Origin of the sequence: Cellulosimicrobium sp. CUA-896, assembly GCF_001942335.1 — a bacterium.
Classification (GTDB): domain Bacteria; phylum Actinomycetota; class Actinomycetes; order Actinomycetales; family Cellulomonadaceae; genus Cellulosimicrobium.
Map to the genome: position 1 here is coordinate 48,473 of NZ_MKKH01000014.1, position 18,827 is coordinate 67,299.

Below are 18,827 nucleotides of genomic sequence, written 5' to 3' on the forward strand. Positions count from 1 at the left end.
CCTCATCCGTGGAGTCCGCACTCGGTCTTGTCCAGGCCCGCCCAGCGGCCGGCCCTCGGGTCCTCGCCCGGCGCGACGCGCCGGGTGCACGGCCGGCACCCGATGGAGGGGTACCCGTCGTTCAGCAGGGGGTTGAGGACCACCTGGTGCTGCGCGGCGTAGGCGAGCAGGTCGTCGAACGACCAGGCCGCGAGCGGGTTGATCTTCACGAGCCCGTTCCGCTCGTCGAACGTCACGAGCGGGGTGGTCGTGCGGGTCGGCGCCTCGTCGCGGCGCACGCCCGTGACCCACACCTCGTAGCCTGCGAGCGTGCGGTGCAGCGGCTCGACCTTGCGTATCTGGCAGCACAGGCCGGGGTCGCGCGAGAAGAGGTCCGTGCCGTGCGCGGCGTCCTGCTCCGCGACGGTGAGCTCGGGGTGGACGTCGACGATCGTCACGTCCATCTGCTGCTCGACGGCGTCGCGCGTCCCGACGGTCTCGGCGAAGTGGTAGCCGGTGTCGAGGAACAGCACGTCGACCCAGGGGATCTGCGCCGCGACGACGTGGGGCAGCACCGCGTCGGCCATCGAGCACGCGACCGCGACCGACGTGCCGAACTCGCGCGCCGCCCAGGCGACGACCTCGTCGGCCGTGGCCTCGGGCCGGTCGTGGGCGCCGTCGTGGCCGGGCGTGCCGACGCCGTGCAGCTCCGCGGCGCCGCGCCGGGCGATCTCGCGCAGCTCGTCGAGCGAGCGCTTCGCCCGTCCCTGCCGCTCGCGCTCCGCGTGGTGGGCGGCCCTCTCGGCCTCGCGCCGCTCGGCCGTCGCACGCGCGGCCGCCCGGAGCGCGGCCAACGGGTCGGTGCCTGCTCCCGTGCCCGACGGCGCGGGCCGGGCCGCGGCCTCCACGTCCCCGCTCACTGCAGCGCCTCCTCGTCCGCGCGGTGCGCCCACTGGGCGAACGTCTCGCGGTCCCCGCCGTCCTTGCCCGACTGTGCGGCCTCGTACCGGCGCACGACGCGCTCCACGTAGTCCGGCAGGTCGGTCGCCGTGACCTTGAGCCCGCGCACGGTGCGGCCGAGCCCGGCCTCCTCGCGGTCGTCCGAGGCCAGCCCCCCGCCCAGGTGGACCTGGAAGCCCGGGACCTGCTCGCCGTCGTCGTCCATGACGAGCTGGCCCTTGAGGCCGATGTCCGCCGTCTGGATGCGCGCGCACGAGTTCGGGCACCCGTTGACGTGCAGGGACAGCGGCTTCATGTGCGACAGGTCGCCGAGCCGCTTCTCGAGCTCGTCGATCGTCGCCGTGGCGGTGTCCTTGGTGTCGACGATCGCGAGCTTGCAGTACTCGATGCCCGTGCAGGCGATGGTGCTGCGGCGGAACGGGCTCGGGTTCGCGTCGAGGCCGTGGGCCTTGAGCGTCGAGACGACGTGCTCGACGTGCTCGTCGGGGACGTCCAGCACGAGCAGCTTCTGGTGCGGCGTGAGGCGCACGCGCCGCGACCCGACCGACTCGGCGAGGTCGGCGACGTTCGCCAGGATCGTGCCCGAGACCCGGCCGACGTACGGGGCCGCGCCGACGTAGTTCAGCCCGTCCTTCTGCTTGTGCACGCCGACGTGGTCGCCCGGCACCGGCGGCTTGGGCGCGGGCGGGCCGTCGGGCAGCGCGTACCCGAGGTACTCGTCCTGGAGCACCTGCCGGAACCTCTCCGGCCCCCAGTCGGCGAGCAGGAACTTCAGGCGGGCCTTGTTGCGCAGCCGGCGGTAGCCGTAGTCGCGGAAGATCTGCACGACGCCGTGCCACACGTCGGGCACCTGCTCCTCGGTGACGAAGACGCCGAGGCGCTCGCCGAGCCGCGGGTTCGCCGACAGCCCGCCGCCGACCCACAGGTCGAACCCGACGCCGAGCTCGGGGTGGCGGTGGGCGACGAACGCGACGTCGTTGATCTCGTGCACGACGTCCTGGCTCGGGTGGCCGGTGAGCGCCGTCTTGAACTTGCGCGGCAGGTTCGCGAGCTCGGGGACGCCGATGTACTTCTCGGTGATCCCCGCGACGGCCGGTCCGACGTCGATCAGCTCGTCCGCCGCGATGCCCGCGACGGGGCTGCCGAGCACGACGCGCGGCACGTCGCCGCACGCCTCCGTGGTCTGGAGCCCGACCGACTCGAGGCGGCGCCAGATCTCCGGGACGTCCTCCACCTCGACCCAGTGCAGCTGGATGTTCTGCCGGTCCGTGATGTCGGCGGAGTCGCGGCCGAACTCGCGGGAGATGCCGGCGATCACGCGCAGCTGCTCGGTCGTCAGCGCGCCGCCGTCGATGCGGACGCGGAGCATGAAGTAGCGGTCCTCGAGCTCGTGCGGCTCGAGCGTCGCCGTCTTGCCGCCGTCGATCCCGGGCTTGCGCTGCGTGTACAGCCCCCACCAGCGGAAGCGGCCGTGCAGGTCGTCGCCCGGGATCGAGTCGAAGCCGTCGCGCGCGTAGACCGTCTCGATGCGCTCGCGGACGGACAGCCCGCCGTCCTGCTGCTTCCACGTCTCGTTGGCGTTGAGCGGCTCGGTGCCGTCGACCTTCCACTGCCCGTTCGGCCGGGCCGCGCGGGCGGGCCGTGCCGGGCGCTCGCCAGGGGTGCGGGTCGGACGCTCGCCGGGGGTGCGGGCCGGGTTCGGTGCGGTGTCGTGCGCAGTCGGGGCCTGCGTCATCGGGTACCTCGGTGTCCTCGTCGGTGCGGGGACGCGCGACGACGAGCGCTCAGCGAGGGTGCGAGAGGGCTGAGGACCGACGCGCGCGCCGGGTCTCAGGAGGGGAGCGAGCAGGGCTCGCGCTGAGTCAGGCGCGGTTCAGCGACAACAGCTGAGACACGTGTGCGCGCACGCCGGCATCCCGTGACGCGAGGTCACGAGGAGGGTGCGGGCTGCCGTGGTCATGCCGAGAACCGTACACGCCGGTCTCGGGAGCCGGAAGACGGCGTCCGCATGGCGGACCCGCGTCTCATCCGTCCCCGCGGCTCCGGTCGAGCAGCGCCAGGTCGCGCTCCACCGCCGCCGGGAGCGGGGTGCGGCGGCGCAGGGCGGACCACGCCTGGCGCGCCGTCGGCAGGGCGCTCAGCCTGCCGGTGCGCCAGGCCTGTGCGGTGCGGACGCGCACCACGGGCCACGGACGCAGGAGCAGCGCCGTCGCGACGGCCGAGCGGGCGACGGCCGCCGCACGCTGCGGCGGCGCGTGGCGCGACGGCGACGGGTGGTGGTGGACCACGACGTCGTCGCGGTAGACGATCGCCCGGCCCGTCGCGGCGAGACGCAGCGCGAGCGGCTCCTCCTCGCCGGGGAAGCGGACGGCCGGGTCGAACCCGCCGACGTCGAGCACGGCGTCGCGGCGCACGACCGCGGCGCACGCCATGAACCCGAGGACGCGCGGGCCCGGCAGGTCGGTCGCGTCGAGGGGCGAGTGGCGCAGCGCGGGGACGATCGGGTCCTCGCGCTCCTCGGGCCCGACGAGCACGCGGGCGACGACCACGGCGACCGACGGGTCCGCCGCGAGCACGTCCGCCGCGCGCCGCAAGGACCCGGGCGCCCACCACGAGTCGTCGTCGGCGAACGCGACGAACGGCGTCGCCGCGCGCTCGATCCCGACCGTGCGGGCGAGCGACCCGACGTTGCGGGGCAGGCGCACCACCTCGGCGTCGGGGCGCACGTCGGCCGCGGTGCCGGGGCTGCCGTCGGCCGACCCGTTGTCCACGTAGACGACCGGCGCGCGGTGACGCGGCAGCGACGCGCGCAGGTCCTCCGCGCGGTCCTTGCTCATGACGACGACGGTCACGCGGTCGTCCTCGACGACGGGCGTCCCGGCGTCGGTCGTCTGCTCGGCCGTCATCGGCCGTACCGGCGGGCGGTCGAGGTGCGCTGGGAGGTCTCGAGGGCACGGAAGCGCGCCTCGAGACGGGTGGCAGCGCGCGTCGTTCGCGCAGGACCCACGGCAGTCCGCGGACGGCGTCGAGCACGCCGAGCCACGCCTCGCGCGTGGGTGGCAGGCTGCTCACCACCGCCCAGGACCGGCGCACGACGGCGGCGCCGCGGCGTCGCAGCCACGTGAACCACAGCGTGTTGCGGACGCCGTCGCGCGCGCGGCGGGACCGGTCGCGCGCGGGCGACGCCGCGTGGTGCACGGTGAGGTCCTCGAGGTAGCACAGCTCCCACCCGGCAGCGGCGAGGTCCGCCGCGAGCAGCTCCTCCTCGCCGCCGAGCCACAGGCGCGGGGAGAAGCCGCCGGCCTGCTGGAACGCCTCGACCCGCAGGACGGACGCGCCGGCGAGGAAGCTGCCGAGCGCGGGCCCGGGTAGCGGGAACGCGGGGCGCACGGGGGAGTCGCGCAGCTCCGCGACCACCGGGTCCTCGGTCCCGGCGGGCTCGACGACGATCCGGGCGGTCACGACGGCGAGGCGCGGGTTCGCGTCGAGGGCGTCGGCCGCCGCGCGCAGCGAGCCCGCGTCCCACCACGTGTCGTCGTCGCAGAACGCCACGTACGTCGCCCCGCCCCGCGCGACGACGCGCTCGACGCCGACGTTGCGCCCCACCGCTCCCAGGTTCGACGCTGCCCGGACGAGCTCGACGCCCGGGTGCCGGGCGCGCACCGCGTCGGCGGTCCCGTCCGTCGACGCGTTGTCCACGACCACGACGTGCGGCCGCTCCGGCAGGCGCTCGAGGTGCCGCAGGGTGCGCAGGAGCTCGTCGCGCCGGTCGTGGGTGATGACGACGACCGCGGTCCGCCCGTCGGCCGCCGGCGCGTCGTCGGTGGTCGCCGCGACGCGCTCCGCCGCCCCGCTCGACGGGTCCCGGTCCGGCGTCCAGGGGCTCGGCGGGCGCGGTCGCGGAGGAGCGGTGCGTGGGGAGGGCCATAGCGTCGTTCTAGGCGCGGCTCGAGCCGCTCGCAAACGGCCGCGGGGTGCGGCCGATCTCACGTCGTCCCGGCTTTCCTGACGTCGGCGTCAGCAAATAGGGTGCCGCCATGGAGTTCCTCTACAACGTCTTCGTCGCGCTGCACTTCATCGGCTGGGCCATCGTGCTCGGCGGCTACCTCGCCTCCCTCGGGTCGCCCGGGCTGTACACGGGAGTCTTCCACGGTGCGCTCACGGCGCTCGTCGCGGGCGTGCTCATGGTCGGCATCGGTGAGGCCTCCGTCTGGGGCGACGGCGGCCCGAGCATGGCCAAGATCGGCGTCAAGCTCGTCGTGGCCCTCGTCATCGCCGTCCTCGCGTTCGTGGCCAAGCGGCAGGGCGCCCGCGCGAGCGACGGCGCGGTGGCGCCGGGCGTCAAGCACGCGATCGGCGGGCTCACCCTCGTCAACATCCTCGTCGCGGTCTTCTGGAACTGACGTCGCGCGCGAGATCGGCAGGTCGGGCCGAGATCGGCGACCCCGGGCTGCCGATCTCGTCGCGGCCTGCCGGTCTCGCCCGTGCCGACCCCGACACGTCCGGTGCTGGACGCGCGCGCCCGCTGACGTGCGAGAGTGGCGCGCGTGAGCGTGGGTGGAGAGGTCCTGGTCGGCCTGGCGATCCTCGTCGGTCTCGTGGGGATCGTCGTGCAGGTCCTGCCGGGGAACGTGCTCGTGCTGGGCGCGGTGCTGGTGTGGGCGGTCGTCACGGGCGGGGCCGCGGCGTGGGTGTGCTTCGCCCTCGCGGCGGTGTTCGTCGTCGCGGCCGAGGTCGCGCAGTACGTCCTCGCCGGGCGGCACATGCGCCGGGCCGAGGTCCCATGGTCGACCCTCGTCTGGGGCGGGGTCGCCGGCGTGGTCGGCTTCTTCGTCATCCCCGTCGTGGGCCTGTTCGTGGGCTTCGTGCTCGCCGTCTTCCTCGCCGAGCTGGTCCGGCGCCGCGACCGGCGCGCGGCGTGGCGCGCGACGGTGGCCGCGATGCAGGCCACCGGCATCACGATCCTCGTCCAGCTGCTCGGCGGGCTCCTCGCGGCCGCGACGTGGCTCGTCGGCGCGTTCGTCGTGTGAGCGCGCGCGCCGGATCCCGCACCGGCCGCAGTCAGCCGCCGGGCTGCATGACGTAGAGCGCGTTGCCGTCGACGTCGCGCAGCGCGAACATCGGCGGCACCCCGTCCCAGCGCAGCAGCTCGTCGACGTCCGCCCCCGCGGCCGTGAGCGCCTCGTGGTCGGCCGCCGCGTCCGACGTGAGCAGCCGGATGCCCGTGTCGACGCCGGTCGGCTGCCCGTCGGCACGGACGAGGGCGAGCGACGTCGTCGCGCCCGCCGGCGCGACCTCGATCCACCGGAAGCCCTCCTGGAGCTCGCCGTCCATGCGGACCTCGAGCCCCAGCGTGCCGGTGTAGAAGGCGAGGGCGCGGTCCTGGTCCGCGACCGGGACGGCGACGGTGTGCACGTCCGTCAGGTGCGTGGTGGTCATGGCGAGCTCTCCCTCCGGCCGCGCGGTCGCGCGGCACCTGCCGTGGTGACGTCGCGCACGGCGCGAACTCATCGCCCGCGGCCGCGGGGGCCGGCGGCCGCGCCGCCGCGCGCGTGGCCCGCGGTGTCGGCCCGGGCGCCTACGCTGGGAGGGCCATGACATCGCTCTTCGAGAACCTTCCGCTGCCCGGCCTCGACACGCTGTTCGACGGCCCGCGCGTCGACCACGGCGGCGAGTCGCGCCTGCCGCGCACGGCGCCGCGCTGGACCGACGACGCCGCGGTGCCCGACGCCGCGGGCGCGCCGGTGCGCTCCGCGGGTGCGTCGCGCGACGACGCGGCACGCGCAGGCGTCGAGGACGCCGGCACGCGCCGCGGCCGCTACGCGCACATCGACCCGGAGGCCCTGCTCGAGGGGCTCAACCCTCAGCAGCGCGAGGCCGTGGTGCACGCCGGCGGCCCGCTGCTCATCGTGGCCGGCGCGGGCTCGGGCAAGACACGCGTCCTCACGCACCGGATCGCGCACCTGCTCGCGACCGGGCGTTCGCGCGCGGGCCAGGTCCTCGCGATCACGTTCACGAACAGGGCCGCGGCGAGATGCGCGAGCGCGTCGAGCACCTCGTCGGGCCGGCGGCGCGCAGCATGTGGGTCTCGACGTTCCACTCGGCGTGCGTGCGCATCCTGCGCCGCGAGGCGACGACGCTCGGTCTGCGGTCCAGCTTCTCCATCTACGACGCCGCCGACTCGCAGCGGCTCATCACGCTCGTCACGCGTGAGCTCGACCTCGACCCGAAGAAGTACACGGCGCGCTCGCTCGCGAACAGGATCTCCGACCTCAAGAACGAGCTCGTCGACCCCGAGACGTACGCGCGCGAGTCCGCGCCCGCGCCACCGAGGACGGGCTCGCCGAGCACCCCGGGGCGCGCGGCGCGCAGATCCCGGAGTTCGACCAGGTGCTCGCGGACGTCTACACGCGCTACCAGGCACGACTGCAGGCCGCGAGCGCCCTCGACTTCGACGACATCATCATGACCACGGTCAACCTGCTCCAGGCGTTCCCCGCCGTGGCGGAGCACTACCGGCGCCGGTTCCGCCACGTGCTCGTCGACGAGTACCAGGACACCAACCACGCCCAGTACGTGCTCGTGCGCGAGCTCGCCGGCGTGGGCGCGGGCTCCGCGGCGACCGACCCGGCGACGAGCGGCACCGGCGAGGCGCAGGTGCCCGCGCTCGACCCCGCCGAGCTCACCGTCGTCGGCGACGCCGACCAGTCGATCTACGCGTTCCGCGGCGCCACCATCCGCAACATCCTCGAGTTCGAGGCCGACTACCCGGACGCGCGCACCATCCTGCTCGAGCAGAACTACCGCTCGACCCAAAACATCCTGTCGGCCGCCAACGCGGTGATCTCGCGCAACCCCGACCGCAAGCCCAAGCGCCTGTGGACCGACTCCGGCGCGGGCGCCAAGGTCATCGGCTACGTCGCGGACAACGAGCACGAGGAGGCGCGGTTCGTCGCCGAGGAGATCGACCGCCTCGGCGACACGAGCGGCGTGCGCCCCGGCGACGTCGCCGTGTTCTACCGCACCAACGCGCAGTCGCGCGCCCTCGAGGAGGTGCTCATCCGCGTCGGCCTGCCGTACAAGGTCGTCGGCGGCACGCGCTTCTACGAGCGGCGCGAGGTCAAGGACGCCGTCGCCTACCTGCGGGCGATCGACAACCTCGACGACGACGTCAACCTGCGCCGCGTGCTGAACGTGCCCAAGCGCGGTCTCGGCGACCGGGCGGAGGGCGCCGTCGCGGCGCTCGCTGACCGCGAGCGGATCTCGTTCGGCGCCGCGCTCGGCCGCATCGACGAGATCCCCGGCCTCACCAACCGCACGCTCAACCCGCTGCGCGCGTTCGCCGAGCTCATGACCGGGCTGCGCGAGCTCGCGGGCTCGGGCGCGACGCCCGCCGACGTGCTCGGTGCCGTCCTCGACCGCACCGGCTACCTCGCCGAGCTGCGCGCGAGCGACGACCCGCAGGACGCGACACGCGTCGAGAACCTCGCCGAGCTGCACGCCGTCGCGGCCGAGTTCACCGAGCTCGACCCCGAGGGCACGCTGTCCGACTTCCTCGAGCGTGTCTCGCTCGTCGCCGACGCCGACCAGATCCCCACCGAGGACTCCGGCGACGACACCGACGGCGATGGCGACGGCGAGCACCAGGAGCAGGAGGACCCCGGCGTCGTCACCCTCATGACCCTGCACACCGCCAAGGGGCTCGAGTTCCCCGTCGTGTTCCTCACCGGCATGGAGGACGGTACCTTCCCGCACATGCGGTCCCTGCACGACGACGCCGAGCTCGCCGAGGAGCGGCGCCTCGCCTACGTGGGCATCACCCGGGCGCGCGAACGGCTGTACGTGTCGCGCTCCGCGGTGCGGTCCGCCTGGGGGATGGCGAACGAGTTCCCGCCCAGCCGGTTCCTCGAGGAGATCCCGGAGGAGCTGTGGGACTGGCGGCGCCGGGAGTCGTCGATGCAGACGCTGCGCGCCGGCGGGTCCGTCTGGGGGCGGGGTTCCGGCGGGTACCGCGGGTCGTGGTCGGGTTCGCGGTCCGGGGCCGACGACGCCGGGTCTACCATCCGCGGTCCTCGTTCCTCGGACCGCTCCCGCCAGACCCGCCACGACCCGGCGTCCTCGGCCCCGGCCCGCTCGTCGTCCGGGTCGGCCGGGCGGTCGTCCGGAGGAGGCAGCGGCGGGGCGACGTTCGGGTCGGCGACGCCGCGGCAGGACGCCGACATCCCGAGCCTGTCGGTGGGGGACAAGGTGACCCATGACGCGTACGGGCTCGGGACGGTCGTCGCGCTCGAGGGGGCCGGGCCGAACGCCGTCGCGAAGATCGACTTCGGCGCGGACGGGACGAAGCGGCTCCTGCTGCGCTACTCGCCGGTGACCAAGATCTGAGCCGCTCCCGCCCGCGCCGCTCGGTCAGGTGGCCGGCGCGGACGGGTCCGCGGTCGCGGACGCGGCGGCGGACCCGGTGGCGGTCGGGGCCTCGACGCCCTGCCGGCGCGTGTCGAGGAACGTCTTGGCGACCGTGCCCACCACCGCCCCGAGGATCGCGGGGACCGTGACGGCCGGTCCCGCGCTCGCGCACAGCAGGACGGCCAGCGTCAGCGCCGTGACCGGCATCCCGAGCGCGACGGCGGCGCCGGCCGCGATGCCGCACGCGACCTGCGCGCCCACCGCGGCCCCGGGAAGCCCCGCGGCCGCCGCCGTGCCGACCGCCGCACCGAGGAACACGGCCGGGAAGATCTCGCCCCCGCGGAACCCGGCGCCGAGGCTCAGGGCGTACGCGGCGGCCTTCGCCACGGCGACCACGACGAGCGTGCCCACGGCCGTCGTCGCCGTCACCGTGCCGAGCGACTGCTGACCGGAGAAGAGCACGACGTCGACGCCGACACCGGAGACGGCGCGGGCGCCGAGCGCCAGCGCGCCGACCGCCAGGCCGCGGCGACGAGCGCGACGGAGGGCGACCGGCGGGCGAGGCGCCGCAGGGACTCCGCGCCGCGCAGGGCGACGACGACGAGCGCCGTCGTCACGAGCGCGGCGAGCAGTCCCCACGCGAGGTCCGCGACCTGCACGGTCGGGTAGGCGGCGAGCTGCCCCGTGCTCAGCGTGGCGGTGTGCACGCCGGGCCAGCCGTCGACCCCGACGCGCACGAGCTCGCCCGCGCCCAGTGCGACGAGGACCGGCACCATCGCCCGCGCCGGGCCGGGACCACCCTCGGGCCGTGACGCGTGGAGAAGCGCCTCGAGCAGCAGGAGCGCGGTGACGACCGGGTTGCCCAGGACGACGCCGATCGCCGCCCCCGCGCCCGCGAGGACGACCACGCGCGACGCGTCCGACGCGACCGCACGGGCCGCGGCCACGCCGATCCCCGCGCCGAGGGCGAGGAGGGGGGCCTCCGGCCCGACGACCGCGCCGAACGCCAGCGAGCCGAAGGCGGCGAGGAGCACGGACGGGAGCTGGCGCGGCAGGACGTCGAACGACAGCCCGTCGAGCGGGTGGTGACCACCGCGTCCGGGGAGCCGGAGAGCGAGGGCGACGACGCCGGCACCGACGACGAGGAGGCCGAGCACCCACCACCACGGGGGCTCGTCCACCCCGAGCGCCGACGGCGCCGTGTGCCACAGGAAGTCCTCGGCAGCGTGCACGAGCGACGTGAAGGCGGTCGCGGCACCCGCGGCGACCACGCCGACCAGCGCCGCGAGGGCGAGGAGGAGCCCGAGCTGGCGTGCCTGCGCCCGGTCGCCCGACATACCGCGAGTGAACCACGCCCACGACCGGGCGTCGCGGCGGCCGGACACCCCGGTGCGGTGCTGTGCGGTGCGGCGCGGACCGGCCGAGAGGGCAGGGAGGTCCTCAGGACGCGGCTCGGCCGTCGCCGTGCGCGCGGGGGCCCTCCAGCGCCGCGCGCAGCGCGTCGGCGTCGGCACCCGCCTCGGTGAGCGCGGCGACCAGGGTGCGCTGCGCCGTCGTGCCGTCCGCGCGCAGCAGGGCGAGGAGCACGTGCCCGGTGTCGATCGAGCGGGAGCGGAGGTCGATCGCCTCGCGCAGCGAGCGCTCGAGCGCCTTCGCCGCCTCCGTCGTGAACCGGAGGTGGCCGCGTCGTCGCCGCCGGCCCGCGCGCTCGAGCGCACCGGCGCCGAACGTCGCGTCGGTCCGAGCGCGCACCGCGTCCAGGTCGATGCCGAGCGCTGCGAGAGCGTCCCGGTCGAGCGCGTCCGCCGACTCCGTCGCCGTGGCGAGGCGGTCCAGGGCCGGTGCCGTCACCCCGGTCGCGCCGAGCGCGCGGGCCGCGGGGCCGTCCTGCTCGGCCACAGCGAGCAGCAGGTGCACCGCCTCGATCGACCGCGCGCCCCGGCGTCGGGCGATCTCCTGGGCGTCGATGACGGCCGAGCGGGCATCGGCCGCGAAGCGTTCGAACATCATGACCTCCGGTCTCGGGACGTGCCGTACTTCTTGTGGACCGCCTGCCGGCTCACGCCGAGCCGCTCCGCGATCTCCTGCCACGACCAGCCCGCGGCCCGCGCGTGCTCCACCTGGAGGGCCTCGAGCCGCTCGGCGAGCGTGCGCAACGACCGCACGGCGCGCAGGCCGACGTCCGGGTCGGGGCTGCTCGCGTCCTGCACGTCGAAGGTCGGCATGCTGTCAATGTAGGTTGACACTGTACGCCGCGTCAACCTGGATTGACACCGAGCGCGCCGAGCGCTCCGGGTGTGAGCCGTGGCGACGTGACGAAGCGAACACCGCCCCCGCCTGCCGGACCCCCGGGCCCGGTAGGCCCGCCGGGCGTCGAGGGCTACCCTGTACGGGGATGTCTTGATGTCGAGACATCGGTCATGCCGCTCACGGCGCATCAGACGGAAGGACGCAGCAGGGTGGACCTGTTCGAATACCAGGCGCGCGACATCTTCGAGAAGCACGGCGTGCCCGTGCTGGGCGGTGTCGTCGCGACGACGCCCGACGAGGCCCGTGCGGGCGCGGAGCAGCTCGGCGGCGGGACGGTCGTCGTCAAGGCCCAGGTGAAGACGGGCGGCCGCGGCAAGGCGGGCGGCGTCAAGCTGGCCCACTCGCCCGAGGAGGCCGCCGAGAAGGCGTCCGAGATCCTCGGCATGGACATCAAGGGCCACACCGTCCACCGCGTGATGGTCGCCGCCGGCGCCAAGATCGCCGAGGAGTACTACTTCTCCGTGCTGCTCGACCGGGCGAACCGCTCCTACCTCGCGATGGCGAGCGTCGAGGGCGGCATGGAGATCGAGCAGCTCGCGGTCGAGCGGCCCGAGGCGCTCGCGCGCGTCGCCGTCGACCCGACCGTGGGCATCGACGCGGCGAAGGCCGCGGAGATCGTCGAGGCCGCCGGCTTCGCCGAGGACGTGCGCGACGCGGTCGCCGACACGATCCAGAAGCTGTGGACGGTGTACCAGGCCGAGGACGCGACGCTCGTCGAGGTCAACCCGCTCGTCCGGACGGAGGACGGCGCGGTCGTCGCGCTCGACGGCAAGGTCTCGATCGACGAGAACGCCTCCTTCCGGCACGCGGAGCACGCCGCGCTCGAGGACAAGGCCGCCGCCGACCCGCTCGAGGCGAAGGCCAAGGAGAACGACCTCAACTACGTCAAGCTCGACGGCGAGGTCGGCATCATCGGCAACGGCGCGGGGCTCGTCATGAGCACCCTCGACGTCGTGGCGTACGCCGGCGAGGCGCACGGCGGCGTGAAGCCGGCCAACTTCCTCGACATCGGCGGCGGCGCGTCCGCGGCCGTCATGGCGGCCGGGCTCGACGTCATCCTCAACGACCCGCAGGTCAAGAGCGTGTTCGTCAACGTCTTCGGCGGCATCACCGCGTGCGACGCGGTGGCGAACGGGATCGTCCAGGCGCTCGACATCCTCGGCGACGAGGCGAACAAGCCGCTCGTGGTCCGCCTCGACGGCAACAACGTCGAGGAGGGCCGCCGGATCCTCGCCGAGGCGAACCACCCGCTCGTGACGCTGGCCGAGACGATGGACGGCGGCGCCGACGCCGCAGCCGCCGCCGCGCACGCCGCCTGAGCCCGAGACGACCGAGAAGAGAACAGACACAGACATGGCAATCTTCATCAACGAGGACTCCAAGGTCATCGTCCAGGGCATGACCGGCTCGGAGGGCATGAAGCACACGACGCGCATGCTCGCGTCGGGCACGAACGTCGTCGGCGGCGTCAACCCGCGCAAGGCCGGCCAGAGCGTCGAGTTCCCCGGCGACGTCACCGTCCCCGTGTTCGGCTCCGTCGCAGAGGCGATGAAGCAGACGGGCGCGGACGTCTCCGTCATCTTCGTGCCGCCGGCGTTCACGCGTGCCGCCGTCGTGGAGGCGGTCGACGCCCGCATGCCGCTCACCGTCATCATCACCGAGGGCGTGCCCGTCGCGGACTCCGCGGAGTTCTTCACGCTCGCGCAGCAGGCCGGCGTGCGCCTCATCGGCCCGAACTGCCCCGGCATCATCAGCCCCGGGAAGTCGAACGTCGGCATCATCCCGGCGAACATCACGGGCCCGGGCAAGGTCGGGCTCGTGTCGAAGTCGGGCACGCTGACGTACCAGATGATGTACGAGCTGCGGGACTTCGGCTTCTCCACGGCCATCGGCATCGGCGGCGACCCGATCATCGGCACGACGCACATCGACGCTCTCGCGGCGTTCGAGGCGGACCCGGAGACCGAGGCGATCGTCATGATCGGCGAGATCGGCGGCGACGCCGAGGAGCGCGCCGCGGCGTTCATCAAGGAGAACGTCACGAAGCCGGTCGTCGGCTACGTCGCGGGCTTCACCGCCCCCGAGGGCAAGACGATGGGTCACGCGGGCGCGATCGTCTCCGGCTCGTCCGGCACGGCGCAGGCGAAGAAGGAGGCCCTCGAGGCCGCCGGCGTCAAGGTCGGCAAGACGCCGTCCGAGACCGCCGCGCTCATGCGCGAGATCCTGTCCTGACCCCGCGGGGGCGCCCCGAGGCGCCCCCGCGGCCACGACGCCCCGCCCCGGTCGACCCGGGCGCGGGGCGTCGTCGTCCCCGGCGGGTACGCTGGCGCGCCGAGAGCGATCACCCGCAGCGCGCACTCGATCGAGGACGATAGGGACATGAGCACCACGACCGGCCGCCGGACCCGCCCGCACACGGTGGAGGGCGCGCCCGCGCCCCGGCCCGTGGCACCGCGCCGCGCCGTCTCGGGGATGCTCGCCGCGCTGCAGGCCCTCGCCCTCTCGCTCGCCGTGGTCGTCCTCCCCGGGGTCGTCGCCTACGTGGCCGCGTCGCCCGACGCGACGGGCGGCTGGGGGCAGTCGGTGACCGTGGCCTCCGGGCTGTGGCTGCTGGGCCACGGCGTCCCGCTCGTCGCCAGCGCGCGACCGTCACGCTCGTCCCTCTCGGCCTCACCGCGCTCGCGCTGTTCTGCTGCTTCGCCTCCGCCCGGCGCTCCGCGCACACGGCGCTGTCCGCGTGGGCCGCGGGGACCGCGACGTACGCGGCGCTCACGCTCGCCGTCGCGCTGCTCGCCGGGACGACGACGCCTGGGGGCCGGCCGTCGCCGTCGTCGGGGGAGCGGGCGTGGCCGCCGTCGGGCTGGGCGCCGGGATCCTGGCGCGCCCGGACGCACCCCTCGTCGCCGAGGTCGCCCGCAGGGCGGACCGGTGGCTCCCGGCGCCCCTGCGGCTGGGCCTGCGAGGAGCGCTGCTGGGGGCGAGCCTCCTCGTCGCCCTCTCGGCGGTGGTCGTCGGCGCCTGGGTCGTCGCCGGGCGCGCGACGTCCGGGGACATCGTGACCGGCCTCGCGCCCGGGCCCGTGGGCGGCGTCGTGCTCGCCGTGTCCCAGCTCGCCGTGCTCCCCAACCTCGTGCTGTGGGCGGGGGCGTGGCTCGTCGGCCCCGGATTCGAGGTGGGGAGGGCAGCACGTTCGCCGCGTCCGGCTCGCAGAGCGGTGCGCTGCCGGCCGTCCCGCTGCTCGGGGCGCTGCCCGGCGACGACTGGGCGAGCGCGCTCACCGCGTGGCTGCCCGTGGTCGTGGTCGCCCTCGGGGTCGTGGCCGGGGCGTACGTCTGGCGCCGGCTGCCCGGTCCCGCCGGTGTCGCGAGCCCCGGGAACGCGCGCTGGTCCGACGTCGCGCTGTCCCTCGTCGGGGTGCTCACGGGTACCGGGCTCCTGCTGGGGCTCGGCACGTGGCTCGGCAGCGGGGCCGTCGGGCCGGGCCGCTTCGCGGCCGTCGGTGCCGACCCGCTGCTCGTCGGGCTGCTCGGCGCCGCCGAGATCGGCGGTGGTGCGGCGCTGGCCCTCGCGTGGGGCCGGCTGGACCCGCTGGGCCGTCGGCGCTGAGGGTCAGGGCTGTGCCGGTGCCGGGACGCCGGTGACGCCGGACACCCACCCCTCGATCGTCCGCAGCCGCTCGGTCTCGCACCGCTCCTCCGCCGAGACCGTGATCGCGCCGTCGAGGCAGCGCTGGTACTCCGCCTCGACCTGCCACGTCGCGAGCGTCCCGAGCGACTGGACGGAGATCAGCGCCGCGAGGCCCACGCCGACGGCGAGCACCGGGACCAGGGCGCCGCGCACCCGGGCGCGCCGTGCGACGACGAGCGCCCGGACGCCGACGACGATCGCCCACACGGCGAACGCGAGCGCCGCCGTGCGCCACGGGAAGCGGAACGCGCTGATCACGACGACGAGCAGCATGAGCAGCCCGAAGTGCAGCGCGGCGCGGGTGGCGCGTCGCGCGCTCTCGGGGTCGGCAGCGGGCTCCGGCGCTCGCGCCGGCGGCCGGTGCCCGGTCCTCCCGCCCCCGGGCTCGGTGGGCCCCGCGGGCCGGGGGCCTGTCGGCCGGGGCCCGGTCTCCGGCGGCCGGGGCGCCGCCCGTCCGGCGTCGGGCCCGTCGACCGGGCGCTCGGGTGCGGTGCGTCCGGGCTCGTCGGGACGGGGCGGGGCGTAGGGGTTGCCCAAGACTGCTCCTCGGTCGGCGGCGGGCTCGCGGTACATTCTCCCACCGGGGCGTCGTGGTGCGCGGTCGCCGTCCGGCTCGCGCCCGTGGCCCCGGCCCGAACGACACCTCTCATCCCAGGAGCACCGTGCCCCGGCCCGAACCGACACCTCTCCATCCCAGGAGCACCCGTGCCAGCACGCCCTCCGGCCACCCCGTCGAGTCCACGCCCGCGGCGCGCGTGGTCGTGCTCGTGTCCGGGGCGGGCAGCAACCTCGCCGCGATCCTCGCGGCGCACGACGACCCGGCCTACGGGGCGCGTGTCGTCGGCGTGGTCTCCGACAAGCCGGCCGCCGGGGGGCTCGCTCTCGCGCGCGACGCCGGGGTGGCCGCGGTGGCGGTCGAGCCGGCCGACTTCCCCGACCGCGCCGCGTGGGACGCCGCCGTCGCGCAGGCGGTCGACGTCTTCCGGCCGGACCTCGTGGTCCTCGCGGGGTTCATGCGGATCCTCGGGCCCGCGTTCGTCGGGCGGTTCGCCGGCCGCACCGTCAACACACACCCGGCGCTGCTGCCGTCGTTCCCCGGCGCGCACGGGGTGCGCGACGCGCTGGCCTACGGCGTCAAGGTCACCGGCTGCACCGTGCACGTCGTCGACGACGGCGTGGACACGGGCCCGATCATCGCGCAGACGGTCGTCGCGGTGGAGGACGGCGACGACGAGTCGAGCCTGCACGAGCGCATCAAGGTCGCCGAGCGCGCGCTGCTGGTCGAGACCGTCGGGCGCGTCGCGCGCGGCGGGATGCGCGTCGAGGGCCGTCGCGTCGTCGTGGGGTAGGGCAGCAGGCACCTCGGCGGCAGCGCCCGCTTGCGCCGTCAGCCCTCGGCGCCCTGCTCCTCCTCGTCCTCAGCGTCGCCGTCCTGAGCGTCGCCGTCCTGAGCGTCGCCGTCCTGAGCGTCGCCGTGCGGCGCGTCGCCGGCGCGCGGACCGAGCACGGCGAGGAGCTGGTACGTGTGCCGGTCCGCGTCGGGCGTCTCGCGGGCCTCGGACAGCCAGCGGTCCGACCACCGCCGCAGCAGCTCCTGGATCTCCTCGGCGAGCTCGCCGGCCTGCTCGCGTGTGAGCGCGAGACTGCTCAGGGCGAGCACGCGGTCGTCCCGTGCCGGGCCGCCGGCGGCCGCGGCGAAGCTCTCCTCGGCCCACACCAGGGCAGGGCGGACGACGTCGCGCACGGCCCCGGGGGAGTCCGGCTGCACGGCGTAGGTCTCCGCCACGTTGGTCCAGACCCGGTCGCGCCGGTCGCGCGCGTGCTCGGGCGCTCGACGATCATCCCGGCCCGCGCGAGCACCCGGAGGTGGAAGCTCACGGAGTTCGCGGGCTCGTCGATCGCCCGGGCGAGGTCGGCGGCGCGGGCGTGCCCCAGCACGGCGAGCTCGGTGAGGATCCGCTGCCGCAGCGGGTGCGCGATCGCCCGCAGCGCCGCGGGGTCGTGGACGTGGAAGGTCTCGAGCACGTGCCGAGGCTAGCAACGACAGGACGGCGCGCACGAAGAGGTGCGCAAACGCTATTGCGCAAGAGTCATTGCGCACATTAGGTTGCTCGCATGCCGACCGTCCCGAGTCCCGCTCCCGTCCCCGCCGCGGGACCCGCCACCGCGCCGACCGGGGGACCCGGCGACACCCGAGCCACCGGTGCCGTACCGGACGCGCCGGGGACGCCGGCGCCGTCGCGCGGCCCTTGCTGCGCAACCGGTCCTACGTGCTGCTCATGTCGGGGCTCACGGCCGAGTCGCTGGGGGCGGGGATCGCCCTGTTCGCCGTGCCGCTCGTCGCCTACGGCCTCACGGGGTCCGTGGTCCAGGCAGGTGTCGTCGCCGCGGTCGGACAGGTGGGCGCGCTCCTTGCGACGCTGCCCGCCGGCGTCCTGGCCGACCGCGTCGACCGGCGCCGGCTCGTGGTCGCGGCGGCGGGCGCGGGGGCGCGTTGTGGGCCACGGCGGTGGTCGCGACCGCGACGGGGTCGCTCACGGCGTGGCACCTCGCGGCCGTGCTGTTCGGCGCCTCGGTCGTCGGGGCGCTCGTCGACCCCGCGACGAGCGGCGCGTTCCGGTCGGTGGTCCCCGTCCCGCAGCTGCCCACCGCGCTCGCCGCCGCCCAGGGGCGCGACGCGGCGGCGAGCCTGCTCGCCGGCCCCGTCGGGGGCGCGCTCTACGCCCTCGCGCACGCCGTGCCGCTCGCGGCCGCCGCCGTCGGGCACCTCGCCACGGCGGTGTGCACCTGGCTCGTGCGCGAGCCCCTCAACGGCGACCTCGCCGAGGCGCGCGCCACCCGCCCCGTCGCGGCGCTCCGTGACGGCCTGCGGTTCGTGTGGTCCGTCCCGCTCTTCCGCGCCCTGCTCGGGCTGTTCGTCGTCATCAACGTGGCGTTCGGCGGGCTCATGGTGGGGATCAACCTCGAGCTCGTGCGCACCGGCACCGCCCCCGTCCGCATCGGCCTCGTGGACCTCGCGGTGGGTGCGGGTGTGCTCGCCGGGGCCGTCGTCGCGCCGCGCCTCGTCGCACGGTTCCGGGCGGGTCCGCTCGTCGTCGTCGCGCTCGGCGTGCTCGCCGCGGGTGCCGTCGCGCTCTCCCTCCTGCAGTCCTACGTCGCCTACCTCGCCGTCCTCCCCGTCGCCGTGCTGCTCGTGCCCACGGTCAACGCGGGCCTGTCCGGCTACGCCGCGGCGATCACCCCGCCCGGGCTGCAGGGCCGGCTCTCCTCGGTCATGGGTCTCACGGGGCTCGCCGCCGGTCCGCTCGTGCCGCTCGTCGGCAGCGGCCTGCTCGCCCGCTACGGGATCGAGGTCGCGCTCGTCGTCCTCGCCGGCCTTCTCGTCGCGACCGTCGCGCTCCTCGGGACCGTGCGCTCCCTGTGGCGCGTCGGCACGCCCGACACGTGGCCCGACGACGCGTGCGCGCTCGCCGCCGCCGCGCTCG

At 75.4% G+C, this 18,827-nt stretch carries 16 protein-coding genes and 4 pseudogenes; 8 read left to right on the plus strand and 12 right to left on the minus strand.

Features of this window, described 5'->3' with window-relative positions; all coding sequences use genetic code 11:
- Nucleotides 1-2: 2 nt before the first annotated feature.
- From BJF88_RS06350 to BJF88_RS23185, 4 genes and pseudogenes are all read right to left on the minus strand, one after another.
- Nucleotides 3-686, minus strand: a complete 684-nt coding sequence (locus BJF88_RS06350; protein ID WP_369824503.1) for a phosphoadenylyl-sulfate reductase — start codon at nt 684-686, stop codon at nt 3-5.
- Nucleotides 687-895: 209 nt separating this feature from the next.
- Nucleotides 896-2,674: a nitrite/sulfite reductase gene (locus tag BJF88_RS06355; RefSeq protein WP_075828181.1), complete on the minus strand. Its 1,779-nt coding sequence runs from the start codon at nt 2,672-2,674 to the stop codon at nt 896-898.
- A gap of 289 nt (nt 2,675-2,963) precedes the next feature.
- Entirely contained in the window at nt 2,964-3,845 is an 882-nt protein-coding gene (locus BJF88_RS06360; RefSeq protein ID WP_075828182.1) for a glycosyltransferase family 2 protein, read from the minus strand.
- A 340-nt stretch (nt 3,846-4,185) separates the two neighbouring features.
- Nucleotides 4,186-4,929 (minus strand): annotated as a pseudogene (locus BJF88_RS23185) (glycosyltransferase family 2 protein); the annotation flags it as partial.
- A 47-nt stretch (nt 4,930-4,976) separates the two neighbouring features.
- Here BJF88_RS23185 and BJF88_RS06370 point away from each other — a divergent pair.
- Both BJF88_RS06370 and BJF88_RS06375 read left to right on the plus strand, forming a co-directional pair.
- A complete protein-coding gene (locus BJF88_RS06370) occupies nt 4,977-5,342 on the plus strand; it encodes a hypothetical protein (protein ID WP_075828183.1) in 366 nt (121 codons plus the stop codon).
- 144 nt (nt 5,343-5,486) lie between these two features.
- Entirely contained in the window at nt 5,487-5,969 is a 483-nt protein-coding gene (locus BJF88_RS06375) for a DUF456 domain-containing protein (protein ID WP_075828206.1), read from the plus strand.
- 31 nt (nt 5,970-6,000) lie between these two features.
- On the opposite strand, the gene BJF88_RS06380 is transcribed toward BJF88_RS06375, so the two are convergent.
- On the minus strand, nt 6,001-6,378 hold the full coding sequence (locus BJF88_RS06380; protein ID WP_075828184.1) for a VOC family protein: 378 nt from the start codon (nt 6,376-6,378) through the stop codon (nt 6,001-6,003).
- 155 nt (nt 6,379-6,533) lie between these two features.
- Here BJF88_RS06380 and pcrA point away from each other — a divergent pair.
- Nucleotides 6,534-9,324: pseudogene (gene pcrA, locus BJF88_RS06385) on the plus strand (DNA helicase PcrA).
- Nucleotides 9,325-9,348: 24 nt separating this feature from the next.
- On the opposite strand, the gene BJF88_RS06390 reads toward pcrA, so the two are convergent.
- The 4 genes from BJF88_RS06390 to BJF88_RS06405 form a co-directional block, all read right to left on the minus strand.
- Nucleotides 9,349-9,807 carry a chloride channel protein gene (locus tag BJF88_RS06390; RefSeq protein WP_075828185.1) on the minus strand — a complete coding sequence of 153 codons (459 nt, stop codon included), beginning with the start codon at nt 9,805-9,807 and terminating at the stop codon, nt 9,349-9,351.
- Nucleotides 9,771-10,682: a chloride channel protein gene (locus tag BJF88_RS06395; RefSeq protein ID WP_139315938.1), complete on the minus strand. Its 912-nt coding sequence runs from the start codon at nt 10,680-10,682 to the stop codon at nt 9,771-9,773. The genes BJF88_RS06390 and BJF88_RS06395 overlap by 37 nt, the downstream gene beginning before the upstream one ends.
- 103 nt (nt 10,683-10,785) lie before the next feature.
- Entirely contained in the window at nt 10,786-11,355 is a 570-nt protein-coding gene (locus BJF88_RS06400; RefSeq protein ID WP_222843936.1) for a Clp protease N-terminal domain-containing protein, read from the minus strand.
- A complete protein-coding gene (locus BJF88_RS06405; protein WP_075828188.1) occupies nt 11,352-11,570 on the minus strand; it encodes a helix-turn-helix domain-containing protein in 219 nt (72 codons plus the stop codon). Before BJF88_RS06405 ends, BJF88_RS06400 begins: the two co-directional genes overlap by 4 nt.
- Nucleotides 11,571-11,804: 234 nt before the next feature.
- Here BJF88_RS06405 and sucC point away from each other — a divergent pair, with 234 nt between their 5' ends.
- The 3 genes and pseudogenes from sucC to BJF88_RS23190 all read left to right on the plus strand — a co-directional run bounded on the left by sucC (nt 11,805) and on the right by BJF88_RS23190 (nt 15,261).
- Complete coding sequence (gene sucC, locus BJF88_RS06410; RefSeq protein WP_075828189.1) at nt 11,805-12,974, plus strand: ADP-forming succinate--CoA ligase subunit beta; 1,170 nt, start codon at nt 11,805-11,807, stop codon at nt 12,972-12,974.
- Between the two features lie 34 nt (nt 12,975-13,008).
- On the plus strand, nt 13,009-13,887 hold the full coding sequence (gene sucD / locus BJF88_RS06415) for a succinate--CoA ligase subunit alpha (RefSeq protein ID WP_075828190.1): 879 nt from the start codon (nt 13,009-13,011) through the stop codon (nt 13,885-13,887).
- 371 nt (nt 13,888-14,258) lie between these two features.
- Nucleotides 14,259-15,261 (plus strand): annotated as a pseudogene (locus BJF88_RS23190) (DUF6350 family protein).
- A gap of 3 nt (nt 15,262-15,264) precedes the next feature.
- Here BJF88_RS23190 and BJF88_RS06425 read toward each other — a convergent pair.
- A complete protein-coding gene (locus BJF88_RS06425) occupies nt 15,265-15,879 on the minus strand; it encodes a cytochrome d ubiquinol oxidase subunit II (protein WP_139315939.1) in 615 nt (204 codons plus the stop codon).
- A 224-nt stretch (nt 15,880-16,103) separates the two neighbouring features.
- Here BJF88_RS06425 and purN point away from each other — a divergent pair, with 224 nt between their 5' ends.
- Nucleotides 16,104-16,691 carry a phosphoribosylglycinamide formyltransferase gene (gene purN / locus BJF88_RS06430; RefSeq protein WP_369824501.1) on the plus strand — a complete coding sequence of 196 codons (588 nt, stop codon included), beginning with the start codon at nt 16,104-16,106 and terminating at the stop codon, nt 16,689-16,691.
- A 38-nt stretch (nt 16,692-16,729) separates the two neighbouring features.
- Here purN and BJF88_RS18920 read toward each other — a convergent pair whose 3' ends face one another.
- Nucleotides 16,730-17,128 (minus strand): hypothetical protein, encoded by a 399-nt coding sequence (locus BJF88_RS18920; protein WP_255371815.1) that lies wholly within the window; start codon nt 17,126-17,128, stop codon nt 16,730-16,732.
- Nucleotides 17,129-17,232: 104 nt separating this feature from the next.
- Nucleotides 17,233-17,367 (minus strand): annotated as a pseudogene (locus BJF88_RS23195) (ArsR family transcriptional regulator); the annotation flags it as partial.
- A gap of 484 nt (nt 17,368-17,851) precedes the next feature.
- Here BJF88_RS23195 and BJF88_RS06445 point away from each other — a divergent pair.
- The coding region (locus BJF88_RS06445) for an MFS transporter (protein WP_158068889.1) at nt 17,852-18,827 on the plus strand (976 nt) is incomplete at its 3' end.